The organism is Mycobacterium sp. E1386, assembly GCF_001672745.1.
Taxonomy (GTDB): Bacteria; Actinomycetota; Actinomycetes; order Mycobacteriales; family Mycobacteriaceae; genus Mycobacterium.
The window spans coordinates 64,662-82,772 of record NZ_LZKH01000205.1; the positions used below are offsets into that span (position 1 = coordinate 64,662).

At 67.4% G+C, this 18,111-nt stretch carries 15 protein-coding genes, 2 tRNA genes and 1 pseudogene; 11 read left to right on the top strand and 7 right to left on the bottom strand.

Annotated features, from left to right (window positions below; all coding sequences use genetic code 11):
• Window positions 1-11 precede the first annotated feature (11 nt).
• The 3 genes from A5709_RS20780 to gatB all read left to right on the top strand — a co-directional run bounded on the left by A5709_RS20780 (window position 12) and on the right by gatB (window position 4,153).
• On the top strand, window positions 12-1,043 hold the full coding sequence (locus A5709_RS20780; RefSeq protein ID WP_067948368.1) for an ATP-dependent 6-phosphofructokinase: 1,032 nt from the start codon (window positions 12-14) through the stop codon (window positions 1,041-1,043).
• Between the two features lie 126 nt (window positions 1,044-1,169).
• Entirely contained in the window at window positions 1,170-2,369 is a 1,200-nt protein-coding gene (locus A5709_RS20785; RefSeq protein ID WP_231987021.1) for a MinD/ParA family protein, read from the top strand.
• A gap of 272 nt (window positions 2,370-2,641) precedes the next feature.
• Complete coding sequence (gatB, locus tag A5709_RS20790) at window positions 2,642-4,153, top strand: Asp-tRNA(Asn)/Glu-tRNA(Gln) amidotransferase subunit GatB (RefSeq protein WP_067948366.1); 1,512 nt, start codon at window positions 2,642-2,644, stop codon at window positions 4,151-4,153.
• A gap of 150 nt (window positions 4,154-4,303) precedes the next feature.
• Here the strand turns inward: gatB and A5709_RS20795 are convergent, their stop codons facing one another.
• On the bottom strand, window positions 4,304-5,425 hold the full coding sequence (locus A5709_RS20795; RefSeq protein WP_067948364.1) for a sorbosone dehydrogenase family protein: 1,122 nt from the start codon (window positions 5,423-5,425) through the stop codon (window positions 4,304-4,306).
• Between the two features lie 260 nt (window positions 5,426-5,685).
• On the opposite strand from A5709_RS20795, the gene A5709_RS20800 reads away from it, so the two are divergent.
• Window positions 5,686-6,546: a DoxX family protein gene (locus A5709_RS20800; RefSeq protein WP_067948362.1), complete on the top strand. Its 861-nt coding sequence runs from the start codon at window positions 5,686-5,688 to the stop codon at window positions 6,544-6,546.
• Between the two features lie 4 nt (window positions 6,547-6,550).
• Here the strand turns inward: A5709_RS20800 and A5709_RS20805 are convergent, their stop codons facing one another.
• On the bottom strand, window positions 6,551-6,910 hold the full coding sequence (locus A5709_RS20805; protein WP_197520209.1) for a PH domain-containing protein: 360 nt from the start codon (window positions 6,908-6,910) through the stop codon (window positions 6,551-6,553).
• Window positions 6,911-7,271: 361 nt separating this feature from the next.
• Here A5709_RS20805 and A5709_RS20810 point away from each other — a divergent pair, with 361 nt between their 5' ends.
• The 3 genes from A5709_RS20810 to ilvC are packed head-to-tail and all read left to right on the top strand — an operon-like array spanning window position 7,272 to window position 10,633.
• Window positions 7,272-9,098 carry an acetolactate synthase large subunit gene (locus tag A5709_RS20810; RefSeq protein ID WP_369827388.1) on the top strand — a complete coding sequence of 609 codons (1,827 nt, stop codon included), beginning with the start codon at window positions 7,272-7,274 and terminating at the stop codon, window positions 9,096-9,098.
• Entirely contained in the window at window positions 9,098-9,598 is a 501-nt protein-coding gene (gene ilvN / locus A5709_RS20815) for an acetolactate synthase small subunit (RefSeq protein WP_067948358.1), read from the top strand. Before A5709_RS20810 ends, ilvN begins: the two co-directional genes overlap by 1 nt.
• 33 nt (window positions 9,599-9,631) lie before the next feature.
• Complete coding sequence (gene ilvC / locus A5709_RS20820) at window positions 9,632-10,633, top strand: ketol-acid reductoisomerase (RefSeq protein ID WP_156768116.1); 1,002 nt, start codon at window positions 9,632-9,634, stop codon at window positions 10,631-10,633.
• Window positions 10,634-10,702: 69 nt separating this feature from the next.
• Here ilvC and wrbA read toward each other — a convergent pair whose 3' ends face one another.
• Entirely contained in the window at window positions 10,703-11,305 is a 603-nt protein-coding gene (gene wrbA / locus A5709_RS20825; RefSeq protein WP_068122068.1) for an NAD(P)H:quinone oxidoreductase, read from the bottom strand.
• A gap of 107 nt (window positions 11,306-11,412) precedes the next feature.
• On the opposite strand from wrbA, the gene serA reads away from it, so the two are divergent.
• Together serA and A5709_RS20835 are read left to right on the top strand one after the other, a co-directional pair.
• Window positions 11,413-12,999 carry a phosphoglycerate dehydrogenase gene (gene serA, locus A5709_RS20830; protein ID WP_068122071.1) on the top strand — a complete coding sequence of 529 codons (1,587 nt, stop codon included), beginning with the start codon at window positions 11,413-11,415 and terminating at the stop codon, window positions 12,997-12,999.
• On the top strand, window positions 12,996-14,006 hold the full coding sequence (locus A5709_RS20835; RefSeq protein ID WP_068122074.1) for a 3-isopropylmalate dehydrogenase: 1,011 nt from the start codon (window positions 12,996-12,998) through the stop codon (window positions 14,004-14,006). The genes serA and A5709_RS20835 overlap by 4 nt, the downstream gene beginning before the upstream one ends.
• Here the strand turns inward: A5709_RS20835 and A5709_RS20840 are convergent.
• Complete coding sequence (locus A5709_RS20840; RefSeq protein WP_068122077.1) at window positions 13,906-15,210, bottom strand: MFS transporter; 1,305 nt, start codon at window positions 15,208-15,210, stop codon at window positions 13,906-13,908. The two genes, A5709_RS20835 and A5709_RS20840, sit on opposite strands and share 101 nt — an antisense overlap.
• Window positions 15,211-15,305: 95 nt before the next feature.
• Between A5709_RS20840 and A5709_RS20845 the strand changes: the two genes are divergently transcribed.
• Together A5709_RS20845 and gltX are read left to right on the top strand one after the other, a co-directional pair.
• Window positions 15,306-16,103 (top strand): fumarylacetoacetate hydrolase family protein, encoded by a 798-nt coding sequence (locus tag A5709_RS20845; protein WP_067947627.1) that lies wholly within the window; start codon window positions 15,306-15,308, stop codon window positions 16,101-16,103.
• A pseudogene (gene gltX, locus A5709_RS20850) lies at window positions 16,100-16,924 on the top strand (glutamate--tRNA ligase); the annotation flags it as partial. The gene A5709_RS20845 and the pseudogene gltX, both read left to right, overlap by 4 nt.
• An 85-nt stretch (window positions 16,925-17,009) precedes the next feature.
• On the opposite strand, the gene A5709_RS20855 reads toward gltX, so the two are convergent.
• From A5709_RS20855 to A5709_RS20865, 3 genes are all read right to left on the bottom strand, one after another.
• Window positions 17,010-17,082, bottom strand: a tRNA-Glu gene (locus A5709_RS20855).
• 72 nt (window positions 17,083-17,154) lie between these two features.
• Window positions 17,155-17,226: transfer RNA gene (locus A5709_RS20860), tRNA-Gln, on the bottom strand.
• A 157-nt stretch (window positions 17,227-17,383) separates the two neighbouring features.
• Window positions 17,384-18,111: glutamate--tRNA ligase family protein (locus A5709_RS20865; protein ID WP_231987022.1), on the bottom strand; the 728-nt coding region annotated here is incomplete at its 5' end.

Sequence of the window (18,111 nt, forward strand, 5' to 3'; positions counted from 1 at the left end):
AAGATGAGGGCATGCGGATCGGAGTTCTCACCGGAGGCGGCGACTGCCCGGGGCTGAATGCCGTCATTCGGGCGGTGGTGCGCACCTGCGATGCCCGGTACGGCTCGTCGGTCGTCGGCTTCCAGGACGGGTGGCGCGGGTTGCTGGAAAACCGGCGCATCCAACTGCAGAACGACGATCGCAATGACCGGCTGTTGGCCAAGGGCGGCACCATGCTGGGGACCGCCCGGGTGCATCCCGACAAATTGCGGGCCGGGCTCGACCAGATCAAGCAGACATTGGACGACAACGGCATCGACGTCCTCATCCCGATCGGCGGCGAAGGCACCTTGACGGCCGCGCATTGGCTGTCCGAGGAGAACGTTCCCGTCGTCGGGGTGCCGAAGACCATCGACAACGACATCGATTGCACCGACGTTACTTTCGGCCACGACACCGCGTTGACGGTGGCCACCGAGGCCATCGACCGCCTGCACAGCACCGCCGAATCCCATCAGCGGGTGATGCTGGTGGAGGTGATGGGCAGGCACGCCGGCTGGATCGCGCTGAACGCCGGGCTGGCTTCCGGTGCGCACATGACGCTGATTCCCGAACAGCCCTTCGACGTCGAAGAAGTGTGCCGGCTGGTCAAACGCCGCTTCCAGCGCGGGGATTCGCACTTCATCTGCGTTGTCGCGGAGGGCGCGAAACCCGTCCCGGGTTCGATCTCGTTGCGCGAAGGCGGGATTGACGAGTTCGGCCACGAGAAGTTCACCGGCGTCGCGGCCCAGCTGGGCGCCGAAGTGGAGAAGCGGATCAACAAGGATGTCCGGGTGACCGTGCTGGGCCATGTCCAGCGGGGCGGGACGCCCACGGCCTACGACCGGGTGTTGGCCACCAGGTTCGGCGTCAACGCCGCCGACGCCGCGCACGCGGGCGAATACGGCCAGATGGTGTCCCTGCGTGGGCAGGACATCGGCCGCGTGGCGCTGGCCGACGCCGTGCGCCAGCTCAAGCTGGTGCCCGAGAGTCGCTACGACGACGCCGCGGCCTTCTTCGGATGATTTCGCCCTAAATACGGCAAACGGCGGGTGACGGCGACCTGAATTTGCCCGGCGATTGACCAGCTTAGAACCGGTCGGCGCAAATTCGTGGTTTCCGGACTGGTCCCCAGCGGTTATACCGGGAGGGTGAGCAACCGCGGTTCGGTTCGCGGAGTCGTTCAACATCCCGCGGCGTCGGCGGGGCCACCGGGCCCGCCGGTCATTCCGCCGCAGCCACCTCGGCGCGTCGACACCGATCCGGCAGCCGCCACGGTGCCACAGCCCCATCGCTCGGATCCGTCCATTCGTCGTCCGCCGTTCAAGCCGCCGCCGCCCCCGCCGCCAGCTGCGCCCGCCCGGGCCGTGCGAGCCCCTGCGCCGCCGCCGGCGCGACTGCCGGGCGGGACAGCACTGGACGGCCTGGACCAGCAGGCGCGGGAGGGTTCCGCGAGGTTCAACTGGCGCGAGGTGGTCCATCGCGTGATCGGCATCGATCTGGGCCCCGGCAGAGACTCACGGTACGAAGAGGACCTACGCAACCGCATTCGCGCGGCGGTGGGCAGCGCATTTCCCATCGCCGTCCTCAACCTCAAAGGTGGCGTCGGCAAGACCGCGGTGGTGGAGGCGCTGGGGTCCACGTTCGCCGACGTGCGACATGACCGGATCGTCGCCGTCGACATCGACGCCGGCGACCTGGCGGAGCGGCATGGCCGTCCGAACTCCCTGAACATGGCCGATCTGCTCGCCGACAAGGCGGTCACGAACTATACGGATGTCCGGGCGCACACCTACATGAACAATTTCGGCCTCGAAGTGCTCGGCTTGCCGGACTATGCGCACACCGACTGGCGACTCGAGCGGCACGACGTGGTGAAGGCGTTCTCGCTGCTGCGGAATCACTATTCGGTCGAGCTGGTGGACTGCCCCAAGGCCCTCAATTCCGGTGTGATGGAAGCGGTCCTGCCCGAGGCGCGGGCGCTGGTCGTAGTGACCAGCACCTCCATCGATGCGATACGAAAGACGGCCACCACGCTGGATTGGTTGGGCAACAACGGTTATCAAGCGTTGGTGCGGTCGACGATACTGGCGATCAACCACGTCGAGCCGGCCAAGGTAGAGCTGCTGGCCGCCAAGGAACTCGAGCGACTGTCCGCACGGGTAGCCGCGACGGTGGTGCTGCCGTTCGATCGCCACATACACGAGGGCAAGCAGATCGAGCTGGATCGGCTGAGCAAGGAAAGCCGCCGCAGTTACCTCGAGATGGCTGCCGTGCTGGCCGACATGTTCCCGGGTAGGGGTGAGGAGCGCAACCGGTTCCCGGTGCCGCGCTCGCCACACTGGCCCTGAGTTCGCCCGGTGCCGCCGCGCTCGCGGTCACCCACTACGCCTGATGGTGGTGACCCGCTTCGCCCGGCTCCGCTGCGCTCGCGGTCACCACTACGCCTGATGGTGGTGACCCGCTTCGCCCGGCTCCGCCGCGCTCGCGGTCACCACTACGCCTGATGGTGGTGACCCGCATCGCCCGGCTCCACCGGGCTCGCGGTCACCACTACGCCTGATGGTGGTGACCCGCTTCGCCCGGCTCCGCCGCGCTCGCGGTCACCACTACGATCGACGGCATGAGTGTTGCTGCCAGCGCCGATCTCATGGACTACGACGACGTCATCGCGCGCTTCGACCCGGTACTCGGCCTCGAGGTGCACGTCGAGCTGTCGACGGTCACCAAGATGTTCTGCGGCTGCTCCACCGCCTTCGGCGCCGAACCCAACACCCAGGTATGCCCCGTGTGCCTCGGCCTGCCCGGATCGCTGCCGGTGCTCAACCGCACGGCGGTGGAATCGGCCATCCGGATCGGACTGGCGCTGAACTGCGAGATCGTGCCCTGGTGCCGCTTCGCCCGGAAGAACTACTTCTACCCGGACATGCCGAAGAACTACCAGATCTCCCAGTACGACGAGCCGATCGCCATCAACGGGTACCTCGAAGCGCCGTTGGACGACGGCACCACCTGGCGGGTCGAGATCGAGCGCGCGCACATGGAGGAAGACACCGGCAAGCTGACCCACCTGGGCAGTGAGACCGGCCGGATCCACGGCGCCACCACGTCGCTGCTCGACTACAACCGGGCCGGCGTGCCGCTGATCGAGATCGTGACGAAGCCCATCGTGGGTGCCGGCGCCCGGGCCCCGCAGATCGCCCGCGCCTACGTCACGGCCCTGCGAGACCTGTTGCGCGCCTTGGACGTATCCGATGTTCGGATGGACCAGGGTTCGATGCGTTGCGACTCCAACGTGTCGCTGATGCCGACCGGGACGACCGAGTTCGGCACGCGCACCGAGACCAAGAACGTCAACTCGCTGAAAAGCGTCGAGGTGGCGGTGCGTTACGAGATGCAACGGCAGGCCGCGGTCCTCGCATCCGGGGGTCGGATCATTCAGGAGACCAGGCACTTTCACGAGGCGGGGTACACCAGCCCGGGCCGTGCCAAGGAGACAGCCCAGGACTACCGCTATTTCCCCGAGCCCGACCTGGAACCGGTCGCGCCCAGCCGCGAGTTGGTCGAGCAGCTGCGTCAGACGATTCCCGAGCTACCGTGGTTGAGCCGCAAGAGGATTCAGCAGGAGTGGGGCGTTTCCGACGAGGTGATGCGCGATCTGGTCAACGCCGGCGCCGTGGAACTGGTCATGGAGACCGTCAAGCACGGCGCGGCCAGCGAGCAGGCGCGCGCGTGGTGGGGAAACTTCTTGGTGCAGAAGGCCAATGAAGCGAACATCGGCCTGGACGAACTGGCCATCACCCCGGCCCAGGTCGCCGCGGTGATCGCACTGGTCGACGAGGGCAAGTTGTCCAACAAGCTGGCCCGCCAGGTGGTGGAGGGGGTGTTGGCCGGCGAGGGCGAACCCCAACAGGTGATGACATCCCGCGGCCTCGAGCTGGTGCGCGACGATTCGGTGACCCAGGCCGCGGTCGACGAGGCGCTGGCCGCGAATCCCGATGTGGCGGAGAAGATCCGCGGTGGCAAGGTGGCCGCGGCGGGCGCGATCGTCGGCGCGGTGATGAAGGCCACCCGGGGCCAGGCCGACGCGGCACGGGTGCGCGAACTGGTGCTGGCCGCCTGCGGGCAGGGCTAGCCGGCCCACCAGGAGCAACTCGGCGGGGCGCGCGAGACGTCAGCCGATCATTAGGCGAGTCTCGGAAGGGATATCACCCGCGATATCGAATTCGCGAATCATGTGGTGGTTCGTCCACGGTACGGGTGTGGCGTGCTCCGCAAAACCCGATTAGGTCTTGTCGTCGTTGTTGCGCGGGAAGCCGCCGCCCTGCGGGAACAACGGGAACACCACATCGTCGAGCTTCTCGGCATCTCCGGCGGTTTTGTTGACCGTTGCGCCCCAGACGTTTCCGTCGGGTGACATCCGCAGCGCCCACGCGTGGGCATGGGTGTCCTTGCGCACCACGTCGGGTTCCCCGGTGACCGCACCCGTCGCCGGCGCCAGCCGCACGGCCACCGTCAGTTTGGTGTTGATCAGGTTGACCAGCACTGTGCCGTCCATCGCCGCGCAGCCGGCCACGCCGGGTTTGTCCGGCCATGTCCACACCGTGGAGACCTCGGAAGCCTTGGTGATGCGCTGCAACCGGTCCGCCGTCGGCGTGCGGTCGGCGACGTACAACGAGCCGTCCACGGGGTCGATGCACAGGCCGCCGCCGGAGCCCACACCCGACAGCGCCGTGGTGGGCGGCGCCTGGCCGATCGTGGTCGGCTGCTCGATGCGAAGGACCTTGCCCGCCAGCGATTTGGGGTCGGCGGCGGCCGCGGGGTTACCCGCGTCACCTGTCAGCACCACCAACGTGGTGGGGCTGGTGAAGATCAGCGCTCCGGTATTGCCGGTGGCCCCCTTGGGGATACCGGTGAGGATGTCCTTGGGGATGTCGCCATCGGCCACCCGGATCACCCGATTGTCCGTGGGCGTGCTGATGTAGGCGTACATCAGCCGGTCTTGCGCATAGGTCGGTGACAGCACGATGTCCATCAAGCCGCCGTCGCCGGACGGGTCGACCGGGATGACCATCTTCACCTTCGGCTCGGCGCTGACCGAGATCTCCTTGACGGCGCCGGTGGTGCGCTCGGCCACCAGCGCGGTTTTGCTGTCGGGCCCCATGATCAGTCCGCTGGTGCTCTCCAGGCAGCCCTGCATCACGCCGGGAGCCGGGCACGCCTTGGGGAACGGCGTGGGCGGCAGCGGCGGCGGCGGGGGAGGCGTCGAGCTGGGTTGGGGCTTGAGTTCCGGGTTGGTGGTGAAAGGCTGCGACTGGGCGTCGTTGAACCGCGCGCAGCCGCTCGCGACGAGCGCCACCGCGCAGAGCGCGGCAAACCCGCACCGAACCGAGCGCCGTAGTCGCATGACCGACAGGCTACGGATAGTGCGCCCGCCGCCGCCACACGCATGGGCCTGCCCGCCCGGCGCCACACCAGCGGAACACTTCTGGCGCCGCCCACGGCCCGCCTTCGGGACCCGAAATGTGCCGTTTGGTACCCGCTGGAGCCGCGAGCGGGCTAATTTCGGGCCGATCCGCGCCGGTTTGGCGGGCAAACCACCGATTGCCTGGCGAAAGCGCCGCTCAAATCCCCAATTCAGCGACAATTGCCCTTACCCTGTCACGCGTGACCAGTCAACCGAATGACGGACATTGGCAGCGGCCCGGCGAATCCCCGGAGCCAACCCCGGGACGCCCCGCGACGGCGCGTGTGGTTGACCCCGAAGATGATCTGACGCCCGTCGGTTACCCCGGCGACTTCAACCCCTCCACCGGAACCACCACCGTCATCCCCTACATGGGCGACCACGCGGGCGTGGGCGGCCCCAGGGCGACGGGTTACAACGTGCTCGACCAGCAGGAGCCCCTGCCCTACGTCCAGCCGCAGTCCGCCCGGCACGCGGCCGCCGAGCCCGCCGAGATCGACGGGGACGACCACCACGACCGGCTGCACGACGTCGGCCGGCGCGGCACCCAGCATCTGGGTTTGCTGATACTGCGGGTCGGCCTCGGTGTCGTGCTGGCCGCCCACGGGTTGCAGAAGCTCTTCGGCTGGTGGGGCGGCTCCGGGGTGGGCGGGTTCAAGAACTCGCTGTCCGACGTCGGCTACCAGCACGCCGACATCCTCGCCTACGTCAGTGCGGGCGGCGAGCTCGTCGCCGGTGTGCTGCTGGTGCTGGGGCTGTTCACTCCGCTGGCCGCGGCCGGGGCCCTGGCCTTCCTGATCAACGGCCTGCTGGCCACCATCACGGCGCGCCCGCATCCGCACACCTTCACGTACTTCCTGCCGGACGGGCACGAATACCAGATCACTCTGATCGTCCTGGCCGTCGCGGTCATCCTGTGCGGGCCCGGCCGTTACGGGCTCGACGCGCGGCGGGGCTGGGCCCATCGTCCGTTCATCGGGTCGTTTGTCGCCCTACTGGTGGGCATCGCCGCCGGCATCGCGGTGTGGGTGCTGCTCAACGGGGTCAACCCGATCGCCTGATTCCTCACTGATAGGGGTTGGGCACGCGCCCGGAGCTGGCCTCGGTCAGCTGAGGCAGGGTCGCGAACGTCACCGCGGGCAACCGCAAATCCGCGCCGCTCTTGAGGTGCGCGCGTGCCCAGGAGCCCCGATGGAAGCGCAGCCCGTCGATGTCATCCCACTGCACGGTCTGGCTGCCCAGCAGCGTGCGGACCGTCACGCCTCGATCGTCGGCGACGGTGCGTAGTCGGACGATCATTGCCGACAACAGCACGGGTATCACCAGCAGCGGCACGGACAGCGGCCACAGCATCACCGGGATCAGCAACCCCAGGGTCAAGAATCCGACGGCAAGGTGCGCGATGGGCGAGACCTTGATCACCACGGGCGTGTGGGAAGACGAACCGGTAGCCACCCGACCATCATTTCACCCGGCTCGGGGCACCGGATCTCCGCGCGAGCCGACGGCAGCGGATTTGACTGCTGAGCTGTGCGAAGGCTAACGTCGGACGTTATGGATACCGCCGGACAGCCCGGGATGCTCGTAGTAATTAGTCGGCGCGTTGGTGCCTGACTAGCCTCTTCGGCATTTGAAGCTATCCAGACCAACGCGCAACCCTCGTGCAGCAGAAGAGCTGTCGGGGGTTTTTTGTTGCCCCCAGCGAGACTCCCAGAGTGAATAAGGACGAAAGACAGTGAGCGCACCAACCAGGCAGCACGCCACCCAGCCGGAGCGTGCCGCTGACATCGCCTCGGACGCGGCGGAAACCCCCGCCGCCGCCCCCACAAAGAAGCCGAAACGTGTTGGGCCCGAGAAACTTACCGGCGCCCAGTCGGTGATCCGGTCGCTGGAGGAACTCGGCGTCGAGGTGATCTTCGGGATTCCCGGTGGCGCCGTGTTGCCGGTTTACGACCCGCTGTTCGACTCGAAAAAGCTTCGCCACGTGCTGGTTCGCCACGAGCAGGGCGCCGGCCACGCCGCCAGCGGCTACGCGCACGCCACCGGCAAGGTCGGCGTCATGATGGCCACATCGGGCCCCGGCGCCACCAATCTCGTGACGCCGCTGGCCGACGCCCAGATGGACTCGGTGCCCGTGGTCGCCATCACCGGCCAGGTCGGTCGCACCCTGATCGGCACCGACGCCTTCCAGGAAGCCGACATCTCGGGCATCACGATGCCGATTACCAAGCACAACTTCCTGGTCCGCTCGGGCGACGAGATCCCCCAGGTGATGGCCGAGGCCTTCCACATCGCCGCATCGGGCCGTCCGGGCGCGGTGCTCGTCGACATCCCCAAAGACGTGCTGCAGGGGCAGTGCACTTTCAGCTGGCCGCCGCGCATGGACCTGCCCGGCTACAAGCCGAACACCAAGCCGCACAACCGGCAGATCCGCGAGGCCGCCAAGCTGATCGCGGACGCCCGCAAGCCCGTTCTCTACGTCGGCGGCGGCGTCATCCGCGGCGAGGCGACCGAGCAGCTGCGCGAGCTGGCCGAGCTGACCGGCATCCCGGTGGTCACCACGCTGATGGCGCGGGGCGCGTTTCCCGACAGTCATCGGCAGCACATGGGCATGCCCGGCATGCACGGCACGGTCGCCGCGGTGGCGGCGCTGCAGCGCAGCGACCTGCTCATCGCCCTGGGCACCCGCTTCGACGACCGGGTGACCGGCAAGCTCGACACCTTCGCGCCGGAGGCGAAGGTCATCCACGCCGACATCGACCCGGCCGAGATCGGCAAGAACCGCCATGCCGACGTGCCGATCGTCGGCGACGTCAAAGCGGTCATCGCCGACCTGATCGCGATGCTGCGGCACTACGAGCATTCCGGCACCGCGGCAATCCCAGACATGACGGAATGGTGGGCCTATCTGGACAGCGTCCAGTCCACCTACCCGCTGAGCTACGACCCGCAGAGCGACGGCAGCCTCGGCCCGGAATACGTCATCGAAAAGCTCGGCCAGATCGCCGGCCCCGACGCGGTGTACGTCGCCGGGGTGGGCCAGCACCAGATGTGGGCGGCGCAGTTCATCTCGTATGAGAACCCGCGCACCTGGATCAACTCCGGCGGGCTGGGCACCATGGGGTTCGCCATCCCGGCGGCCATGGGGGCCAAGATGGCTCGCCCGGAGGCCGAGGTGTGGGCCATCGACGGCGACGGCTGCTTCCAGATGACCAACCAGGAGTTGGCCACCTGCGCGATCGAGGGCGTGCCGATCAAGGTGGCGCTGATCAACAACGGCAACCTGGGCATGGTGCGCCAGTGGCAGACGCTGTTCTACGAGGAGCGGTATTCGCAGACGGACCTGGCCACGCACTCGCATCGCATCCCGGACTTCGTGAAACTGGCGGAGGCGCTGGGTTGCGTCGGATTGCGTTGCGAGCGTGAGGAAGACGTCGAGGACGTGATAAACCAGGCCCGGGCGATCACCGACCGTCCGGTGGTGATCGACTTCATCGTCGGTGCCGACGCGCAGGTGTGGCCGATGGTGGCCGCCGGCACCAGCAACGACGAGATCCAGGCCGCCCGCGGCATTCGCCCGCTGTTCGACGACGAGAGCGAAGGGCACGCCTGATGCACACCCACACGCTGTCGGTGTTGGTGGAGGACAAGCCAGGTGTGCTCGCGCGCGTGGCGGCGCTGTTCTCCCGGCGCGGTTTCAACATCGAGTCGCTTGCCGTCGGTGCCACCGAGCAAAAGGACATGTCGCGCATGACGATTGTGGTCAGCGCCGAGGAGACCCCGCTCGAGCAGATCACCAAGCAACTCAACAAGCTGATCAATGTCATCAAAATCGTCGAGCTCGACGAGGGTGCCGCGGTGTCGCGCGAGCTGGCGCTGATCAAGGTGCGCGCCGACGCCGGCACCCGCAGTCAGGTGATCGAAGCGGTGAACCTCTTCCGCGCCAAGGTGATCGACGTATCGACCGAGGCGCTGACCATCGAGGCGACCGGTGATCGCGGCAAGATCGAGGCGCTGCTGCGGGTGCTGGAACCGTTCGGTATACGCGAGATAGTCCAATCGGGAGTGGTGTCGTTGTCCCGCGGTCCGCGCGGCATCGCCACGGCCAAGTAACACACAAGGAGATATTCAACAGTGGCACTAGAAATGTTCTACGACGACGACGCAGACCTGTCGATCATCCAGGGCCGCAAGGTCGGTGTGATCGGTTACGGCAGCCAAGGGCACGCGCACTCGCTGAGCCTGCGCGACTCCGGTGTGCAGGTGCGCGTCGGGCTGAAGGAGGGTTCGAAGTCGCGGGCCAAGGTCGAGGAGCAGGGCCTGGACGTCGACACCCCCGCCGAGGTGGCCAAGTGGGCCGACGTCATCATGCTGCTGGCGCCCGACACCGCGCAGGCGGACATCTTCAAGAACGACATCGAGCCCAACCTCAAGCCCGGTGACGCACTGTTCTTCGGGCACGGGCTCAACATCCACTTCGGTCTGATCAAGCCGCCCGCCGACGTCACCGTGGCGATGGTGGCGCCGAAGGGTCCCGGCCACCTGGTGCGCCGCCAGTTCGTCGACGGCAAGGGTGTGCCGTGCCTGATCGCGGTCGACCAGGACCCGAACGGCAACGGCGAGGCGCTGGCGCTGTCCTACGCCAAGGCCATCGGGGGCACCCGCGCCGGCGTCATCAAGACCACGTTCAAGGACGAGACCGAGACCGACCTGTTCGGTGAGCAGGCTGTGTTATGCGGCGGCACAGAGGAATTGGTGAAGACCGGTTTCGACGTCATGGTGGAGGCGGGCTACCCGCCGGAGATGGCCTACTTCGAGGTGCTGCACGAGCTCAAGCTCATCGTCGACCTGATGTACGAGGGCGGCATTGCGCGGATGAACTACTCGGTGTCCGACACCGCGGAGTTCGGCGGCTATCTGTCGGGGCCGCGGGTCATCGACGCCGGCACCAAAGAGCGGATGCGCGAAATCCTGCGCGATATCCAGGACGGCACCTTCACCAAGAAGCTGGTCGCCAACGTCGAAGGCGGCAATAAGGAACTCGAACGGCTGCGCAGGGAGAACGCCGAGCACCCCATCGAGGTGACCGGCAAGAAGCTGCGCGACCTGATGAGCTGGGTCGACCGGCCCATCACCGAGACGGCGTAGCTGTCCGCAGGCCGCCCGTCCGCGAAACTTAAACCACGGCGACCGTTTACGGCGTGTCGTGTGCGTGGTTTATGTGTCGCGGAGCCGGCCGGCGGTTTCGACCACGCGGCGGGCCAGGTGGTCCAGGGCGTTCCCGGTGGCGTCGTCGAACTCGTTGATGTTGTCGTGGGTGGAGACCAGGCTCACCCCATACGGATTGCCGTCGACGAACTTCACCGGGTCGGTGTAGCCGGGCGGGACGATGATGCCGCCGAAATGCATCAGGGTGATGTAGAGCGACAGCAGCGTGGTCTCCTGACCGCCGTGCACCGTGTTGGACGACGTGAAGGCCGCGTACACCTTGTCCGCGAGCTTGCCCTCGGCCCACAGCCCGCCGAGCGAGTCCAGGAAGTTGCGCAATTGCGCAGCGGGAGAGCCGAAGCGGGTCGGCGAACCGAAGATCACCGCGTCGGCCCAGACGATGTCCTCACCGGAAGCCGCCGGAAGGTCCTTCGTCGCTTCGTAATTCGCGGTCCAGGCGGGGTTCTGGGCGAACGATTCCGGGTCGCGGGTCTCGGCGACGTGCCGCAGCCGGACTTCGGCGCCGGCGGACTCGGCTGCGGCGGCCACGCGTTGTGCCATCGCGGTGTTATGCCCGGTGGCCGAATAGTAGATGATCGCGAGTTTGGTCATCAGCGCATCGTAGGACCTCGCCGGCCCGCGCCCAACGGCCGTCGTCGCAGGTTATGGCAGTGGTGAGCCCGTCGATGCCCGTCAAACGGAGCCGTTAGGCTGGCCGGGTGAATCTGCCTGTTGTATTGATCGCCGACAAACTCGCCCAATCGACTGTCGCCGCCCTGGGAGACCAGGTCGAGGTGCGCTGGGTAGACGGGCCGGATCGGGAAAAGCTGCTGGCCGCGGTGGGCGAGGCCGACGCGCTGCTGGTGCGCTCGGCCACCACCGTCGACGCCGAGGTGCTGGCCGCCGCGCCCAAGCTGAAGATCGTTGCCCGCGCCGGGGTGGGGCTGGACAACGTCGACGTGGCCGCCGCGACCGAGCGTGGCGTGCTGGTGGTCAACGCCCCCACCTCCAACATCCATAGCGCCGCCGAGCACGCGTTGGCGCTGCTCTTGGCCGCCGCCCGGCAGATCCCGGCGGCCGACGCCTCGTTGCGCGAGCACGCCTGGAAGCGGTCGTCGTTCAACGGCACCGAGATTTTCGGCAAGACGGTCGGGGTGGTGGGGCTGGGCCGGATCGGGCAGTTGGTCGCCCAACGATTGACGGCCTTCGGCACCCACCTCATCGCCTACGACCCCTACGTCTCGCCGGCCCGGGCCGCTCAGCTGGGCATCGAACTGCTGCCCCTCGACGACCTCCTCGGGCGCGCCGACTTCATCTCGGTGCACCTGCCGAAGACGCCCGAGACGGCGGGCCTGATCGGCAAGGAGGCGCTGGCGAAGACCAAGCCAGGCGTCATCATCGTCAACGCCGCCCGCGGCGGCCTGGTGGACGAGGCCGCGCTGGCCGAAGCGGTGAGCAGCGGACACGTCCGCGCGGCCGGTATCGACGTCTTCGCCAAGGAGCCGTGCACCGATAGCCCGCTGTTCGAGCTGCCGCAGGTGGTGGTCACGCCGCACCTGGGTGCGTCCACCTCCGAGGCGCAGGACCGGGCGGGCACCGACGTCGCCGCAAGCGTGAAGCTCGCGCTGGCCGGTGAATTCGTCCCCGATGCCGTCAACGTCGGCGGCGGCGTGGTCAACGAAGAGGTGGCGCCCTGGCTGGACCTGGTGCGCAAGCTCGGGGTGCTGGCCGCCTCGCTGTCCGACGGGCCGCCGGTGTCGGTGTCGGTACAGGTGCGTGGCGAGCTTGCCTCCGAAGACGTTGAGGTGCTTAAGCTTTCGGCTCTGCGCGGACTGTTCTCGGCGGTGGTAGAGGGGCCGGTCACGTTCGTCAACGCGCCGGCGCTGGCCGAGGAACGCGGCGTCACCGCCGAGCTGACGACGGCTTCGGAGAGCCCGAACCACCGCAGCGTCGTCGACGTGCGCGCGGTCGCCCACGACGGCACCGCGGTCAACGTGGCCGGAACCCTGTCCGGGCCGCAGCTGGTGGAGAAGATCGTGCAGATCAACGGCCGCAACTTCGACCTGCGGGCACGCGGCACCAACCTGGTGATCAACTACGTCGACCAGCCCGGGGCGCTGGGCAAGATCGGGACCCTGCTCGGCTCGGCGGGCGTGAACATCCAAGCCGCGCAACTCTCCGAGGACGCCGAGGGCCCGGGCGCGACGATTCTGTTGCGGCTCGACCGTGACGTGCCGAGCGAGGTGCGGTCGGCGATCGGCGCGGCGGTGGGCGCCAACAAGCTTGAGGTGGTTGATCTGTCGTGAAACTCGCGGTTATCGGCGGCGACGGTATCGGCCCGGAAGTGACGGCCGAGGCGCTCAAAGTCCTTGACGCGGTGTTGCCGGGTGTCGAGAAGACCGATTATGACCTGGGCGCCCGGCGTTTTCACGCCACCGGTGAGTTGTTACCGGAATCGGTGCTCGCCGAGCTGCGCCAGCACGACGCCATTCTGCTCGGGGCGATCGGCGACCCGTCGGTGCCCAGCGGTGTGCTGGAGCGGGGTCTGTTGCTGCGCCTGCGTTTTGAACTGGATCATCACGTCAACCTGCGACCGGGCCGGCTGTATCCCGGCGTGAGCAGTCCGCTCGCGGGGAACCCGCACATCGATTTCGTGGTGGTGCGCGAGGGGACCGAGGGCCCCTACACCGGCACCGGCGGCGCGATTCGCACCGGAACGCCGCACGAGGTGGCCACCGAGGTCAGCCTCAACACCGCCTTCGGCGTGCGGCGCGTGGTGGCCGATGCCTTCGAACGCGCCCAGCGCCGCCGCAAGCACCTGACGCTGGTGCACAAGACCAACGTGCTGACCTTCGCCGGGAAGCTGTGGTCGCGGATCGTGGCCGAGGTCGGGGAGGACTACCCCGACGTCGAGGTCGCCTACCAACACGTTGACGCCGCCACCATCTTCATGGTCACCGATCCCGGTCGCTTTGACGTGATCGTCACCGACAACCTGTTCGGTGACATCATCACCGACCTGGCGGCGGCGGTGTGCGGCGGAATTGGCTTGGCCGCCAGCGGAAACATCGACGCCACCCGGACCAACCCGTCGATGTTCGAGCCGGTGCACGGCAGCGCGCCGGACATCGCCGGTCAGGGTATCGCCGATCCGACCGCGGCGATCATGTCGGTGGCGTTGCTGCTCGCCCATCTCGGCGAGGACGATGCGGCTAGGCGGGTGGATCGGGCTGTCGAGGCCTATCTCTCCACGCGTGGGAGCGAACGGCTCGCCACCACCGAAGTCGGCGAACGGATTGCCGCCGGGCTGTAGTTTCCAGGCCGGGCGGGAGCAACCGCGCCGGCACCAATGGCACCGCGGCCACCGGAAACAGTCCGCACAATATCCACGCGTTCGGATATTTCGCGGCGGTGATCAACGCACCGAAGAGCGGTGGCGCGGCCGCGGCCAGCACCCGCTGGGTGGTGTTTTGAATGCCCAGGGCGCGCCCGCTCCAGAACGGCCCGGCGAATTCGGTGATGGCCGTGGCCTCCAAACCGTTGTCCAGCACGGCGATCACCGAGATGGCGACCATCAGGGGCGCCTGCCAACTCGAATTCAGGAGGTCGGCCCAGGCCAGCAGGAAGAGGGTGACCGCGGCGGCGCCCGCGATGATGCGGACCGGTCGCATGCGCGAGCCGATGCGGTCGGACCAGCGGCCCACCAGCACGCGGCCGAGTGCGCCCAGCAGTTGCGAAAGGGTCACCAGACTGCCGGCGGCCGCGACCGACCAATGCAGATTCTTGATCAGCCATACCAGCATGAACGTGACGGTCACCGTCTGCGGAACCATCATCAGGCCCGCCACGGTGTGAATTCGCCACAGCACCAACGACCCTCGGTAGGGACTTGCCAGTTCGGAATCGGTGGCCTTCTCCCGGGGCTTGCGCGGCGGGTCGATGATGCCGACCGCACTCGCTACCGCCCCGAACGCGCACGCCAAGGCCGTGAATCTGAGCCCCGCAGCCGGGCCGTGTTCGGCCAGCTCCGGAATTACCAGCGCTCCCAAGGCGATTCCGAGGGGTTGCGCGGTTTGGCGGAAGCCCATGGCCAGGCCGCGTTGGTGCGGCGGGAACCACGCCGACACCAGTCGCCCGCCGGCGGTGTTGCAACTGGCCGCGGCCATGCCGCCGAGGAACAAATAGACGGCGATCAACACCATCGAATGTGCCGAGGCCGCGGCGTAGGCCGCCACCGCGGTCAGCGCCGAACCCGCGGCCATCACCATCCGCTCGCCCACGCGGTCGAGCACGTAGCCCCACAACACCAGCGTCACCACCATGCCCCAGCTCGGCATGGAGGACAGCAGACCGGCCTCGTCGAGCGGGATTCCACGCGCGGTCTGTAGCGAGGGAATCAAGAACGCGACGCCGTTGATGAAGAGGAAGGAGCTCGCCGTGGCCACCAGCGATACGACCATGATCGACCAGCGCCCGCCCGCACCCAGTTCACGCGTCGTGGTCGTTGCCGGTTGCATCCCCAATGCTCGCACACGCCCCGAAAAGCGCTGGTAATTACCGTGTGCCTGCTGCCTTTGCGACGCCCAAACCACTCATCAGTAGGCTCAACCAAATGCGCCTTGGTCGAATCGCCAGCCCGGACGGTGTCGCCTTCGTCAGCATCGAGGGCGAACTCGCCGATCCCGCCGCCATGATCGCCCGCGAGATCGCCGAGCATCCCTTTGGCACGCCGAACTTCACCGGCCGATCGTGGCCGCTGGCCGATGTGCGGTTGCTGGCTCCGATACTGGCCAGCAAGGTGGTCTGCATCGGCAAGAACTACGCCGATCACATCGCCGAGATGACCGAGCTCACCGGCCCCGCGGCGCCGGATCCCATCATCTTCCTCAAGCCCAATACGGCCATCGTCGGACCCAACGTGCCGATCCGGTTGCCCGCCAACGCATCACCCGTGCATTTCGAGGGCGAGCTGGCCGCGGTCATCGGCAGGCCCTGCAAGGACGTCTCGGCGGCCGAGGCCGCCGACAGCATCCTGGGCTACACCATCGGAAACGACGTGTCGGCGCGCGACCAACAGAAGGCCGACGGCCAGTGGACCCGGGCCAAAGGGCACGACACCTTCTGTCCGGTGGGTCCGTGGATCGTCACCGACGTCGATCCGGCTGATCTCGAAATCCGCACCGACGTCAACGGCGCGGTGAAGCAACACAGCCGTACCTCTCTGATGATTCACGACGTCGGCGCCATCGTCGAGTGGATCTCGGCCGTGATGACCCTGTTGCCCGGCGACCTCATCCTCACCGGAACGCCGGCCGGGGTCGGTCCGATCGAGGACGGCGACACGGTCTCCGTCACCATCGAGGGCATCGGTACCCTCACCAATCCCGTGGTCCGTAAGGGAAAGTCGTGACTACCGAAACGAAAGTCCGCGTCAGGTTCTGCCCGTCGCCTACCGGCACCCCGCACGTCGGGATGGTCCGCACCGCGCTGTTCAACTGGGCCTACGCCCGGCACACGGGTGGCACCTTCGTCTTCCGCATCGAGGACACCGACGCCGAACGCGACAGCGAGGAAAGCTATCTGGCGCTGCTCGACGCGCTGCGCTGGCTGGGCCTCGACTGGGACGAGGGGCCCGAGGTCGGCGGGCCCTACGGCCCATACCGGCAGTCGCAGCGCAAAGAGATCTACCGGGACGTGGTGGCCAAGCTGCTCGAAGCGGGCGAGGCCTACTACGCTTTCTCGACGCCGGAAGAGGTTGAGGCGCGCCACATCGCGGCGGGCCGCAACCCCAAACTGGGGTACGACAACTTCGACCGGCAGCTGACCGATGCCCAGCGCGCCGCTTTCCTGGCCGAGGGCCGCAAGCCGGTGGTGCGGCTGCGGATGCCCGACGAAGACCTCGGCTGGCACGACCTGGTGCGCGGACCCACCAATTTCGCCGCGGGCGCCGTGCCGGACTTCGCGCTGACCCGCGCCAACGGAGATCCGTTGTACACCTTGGTCAACCCCTGCGACGACGCGCTGATGAAAATCACCCACGTGCTGCGGGGCGAGGACCTGCTGCCCTCCACGCCGCGTCAGCTCGCGCTGTACCAGTCGCTGATCCGGATCGGCGTGGCCGAGCGCATCCCGGAGTTCGCGCACCTGCCAACGGTATTGGGGGAGGGGACCAAGAAACTCTCCAAGCGCGACCCGCAGTCGAATCTGTTCGCCCACCGCGACCGCTCGTGGGATCACCGCAAACTCGGTCTGCCGGCCATGCCCGTGGGTGGATCCACCGCACCGGCAGTGCTGGGCACCGGCCAATAATTTTTTGTAGCCCCGATGGGATTCGAACCCACGCTACCGCCGTGAGAGGGCGGCGTCCTAGGCCGCTAGACGACGGGGCCGGACACGATCCGGAGAGTCAGCATAGCTCACGCTCCAAACCCCACCTAATCGCTTGAGGTGGCGAGATTTTGCTGGGGTACCAGGACTCGAACCTAGAATGGCTGAACCAGAATCAGCTGTGTTGCCAATTACACCATACCCCATTGGCTGCCTAAAACCGCTGGTCAACGGTCATTTGGAGCCGCATCGAGCTGCTCGGAAGACCGCTGCCGCCAACCGTTGTCGGCCTTTGTGAGCCGCAGTGCAGACTACCAAAGACTCTCGGGACAATCCGCATGCGAGGCCCGCGAGGTCTAGGGCCTATCCGGCGACCGTTTCGCGTGCGGCGCGTAGCCGCTGCACGCTGCGGTCACGGCCGAGCAGCTCCAGCGATTCGAACAACGGCGGGCTGACCGTCGTTCCCGTGGCGGCCACCCGGATCGGACCGAACGCCTTACGCGGTTTGAGGCCGAGGCTTTCGATGAGCGCACCCTTGAGGGCGGCCTCGATCTGCGCCGTGGTCCAGTCCGTCACGCCGTCCAGCGCCGCCAGCGCGGCGTCCAGCACCGCGGCGGCGTCCGGACCGAGCTCCTTGGCGGCGGCCTTGGGGTCGATGGCGTATTCGTCGTCGTTGAGGAACCTGAGCAGGTCCCACGCGTCGGCGAGCACGACGATGCGCGTCTGGACCAGGTCGGCGGCGGTGGCGAACGCCGCGCCGTCCAATCCGACGCGATGTCCGTGGACGTCGAAGTAGTCGCGCAGCCGGCGCGCGAAATCCGCGGGCTCGAGCATGCGGATGTGCTCACCGTTGAGGGCGTCGGCCTTCTTCTGATCGAAGCGGGCCGGGTTGGAATTGACGTCGACGACGTCGAACGCGGCGACCATTTCGTCGAGACTGAACAGGTCGTGGTCGTCGGCGATCGCCCAGCCGAGCAACGCGAGATAGTTCAGCAGCCCCTCGGGGATGAAGCCGCGGTCGCGGTGGGCGAACAGATTCGACTGCGGGTCGCGCTTGGAGAGTTTCTTGGTCCCCTCCCCCAATACCGTTG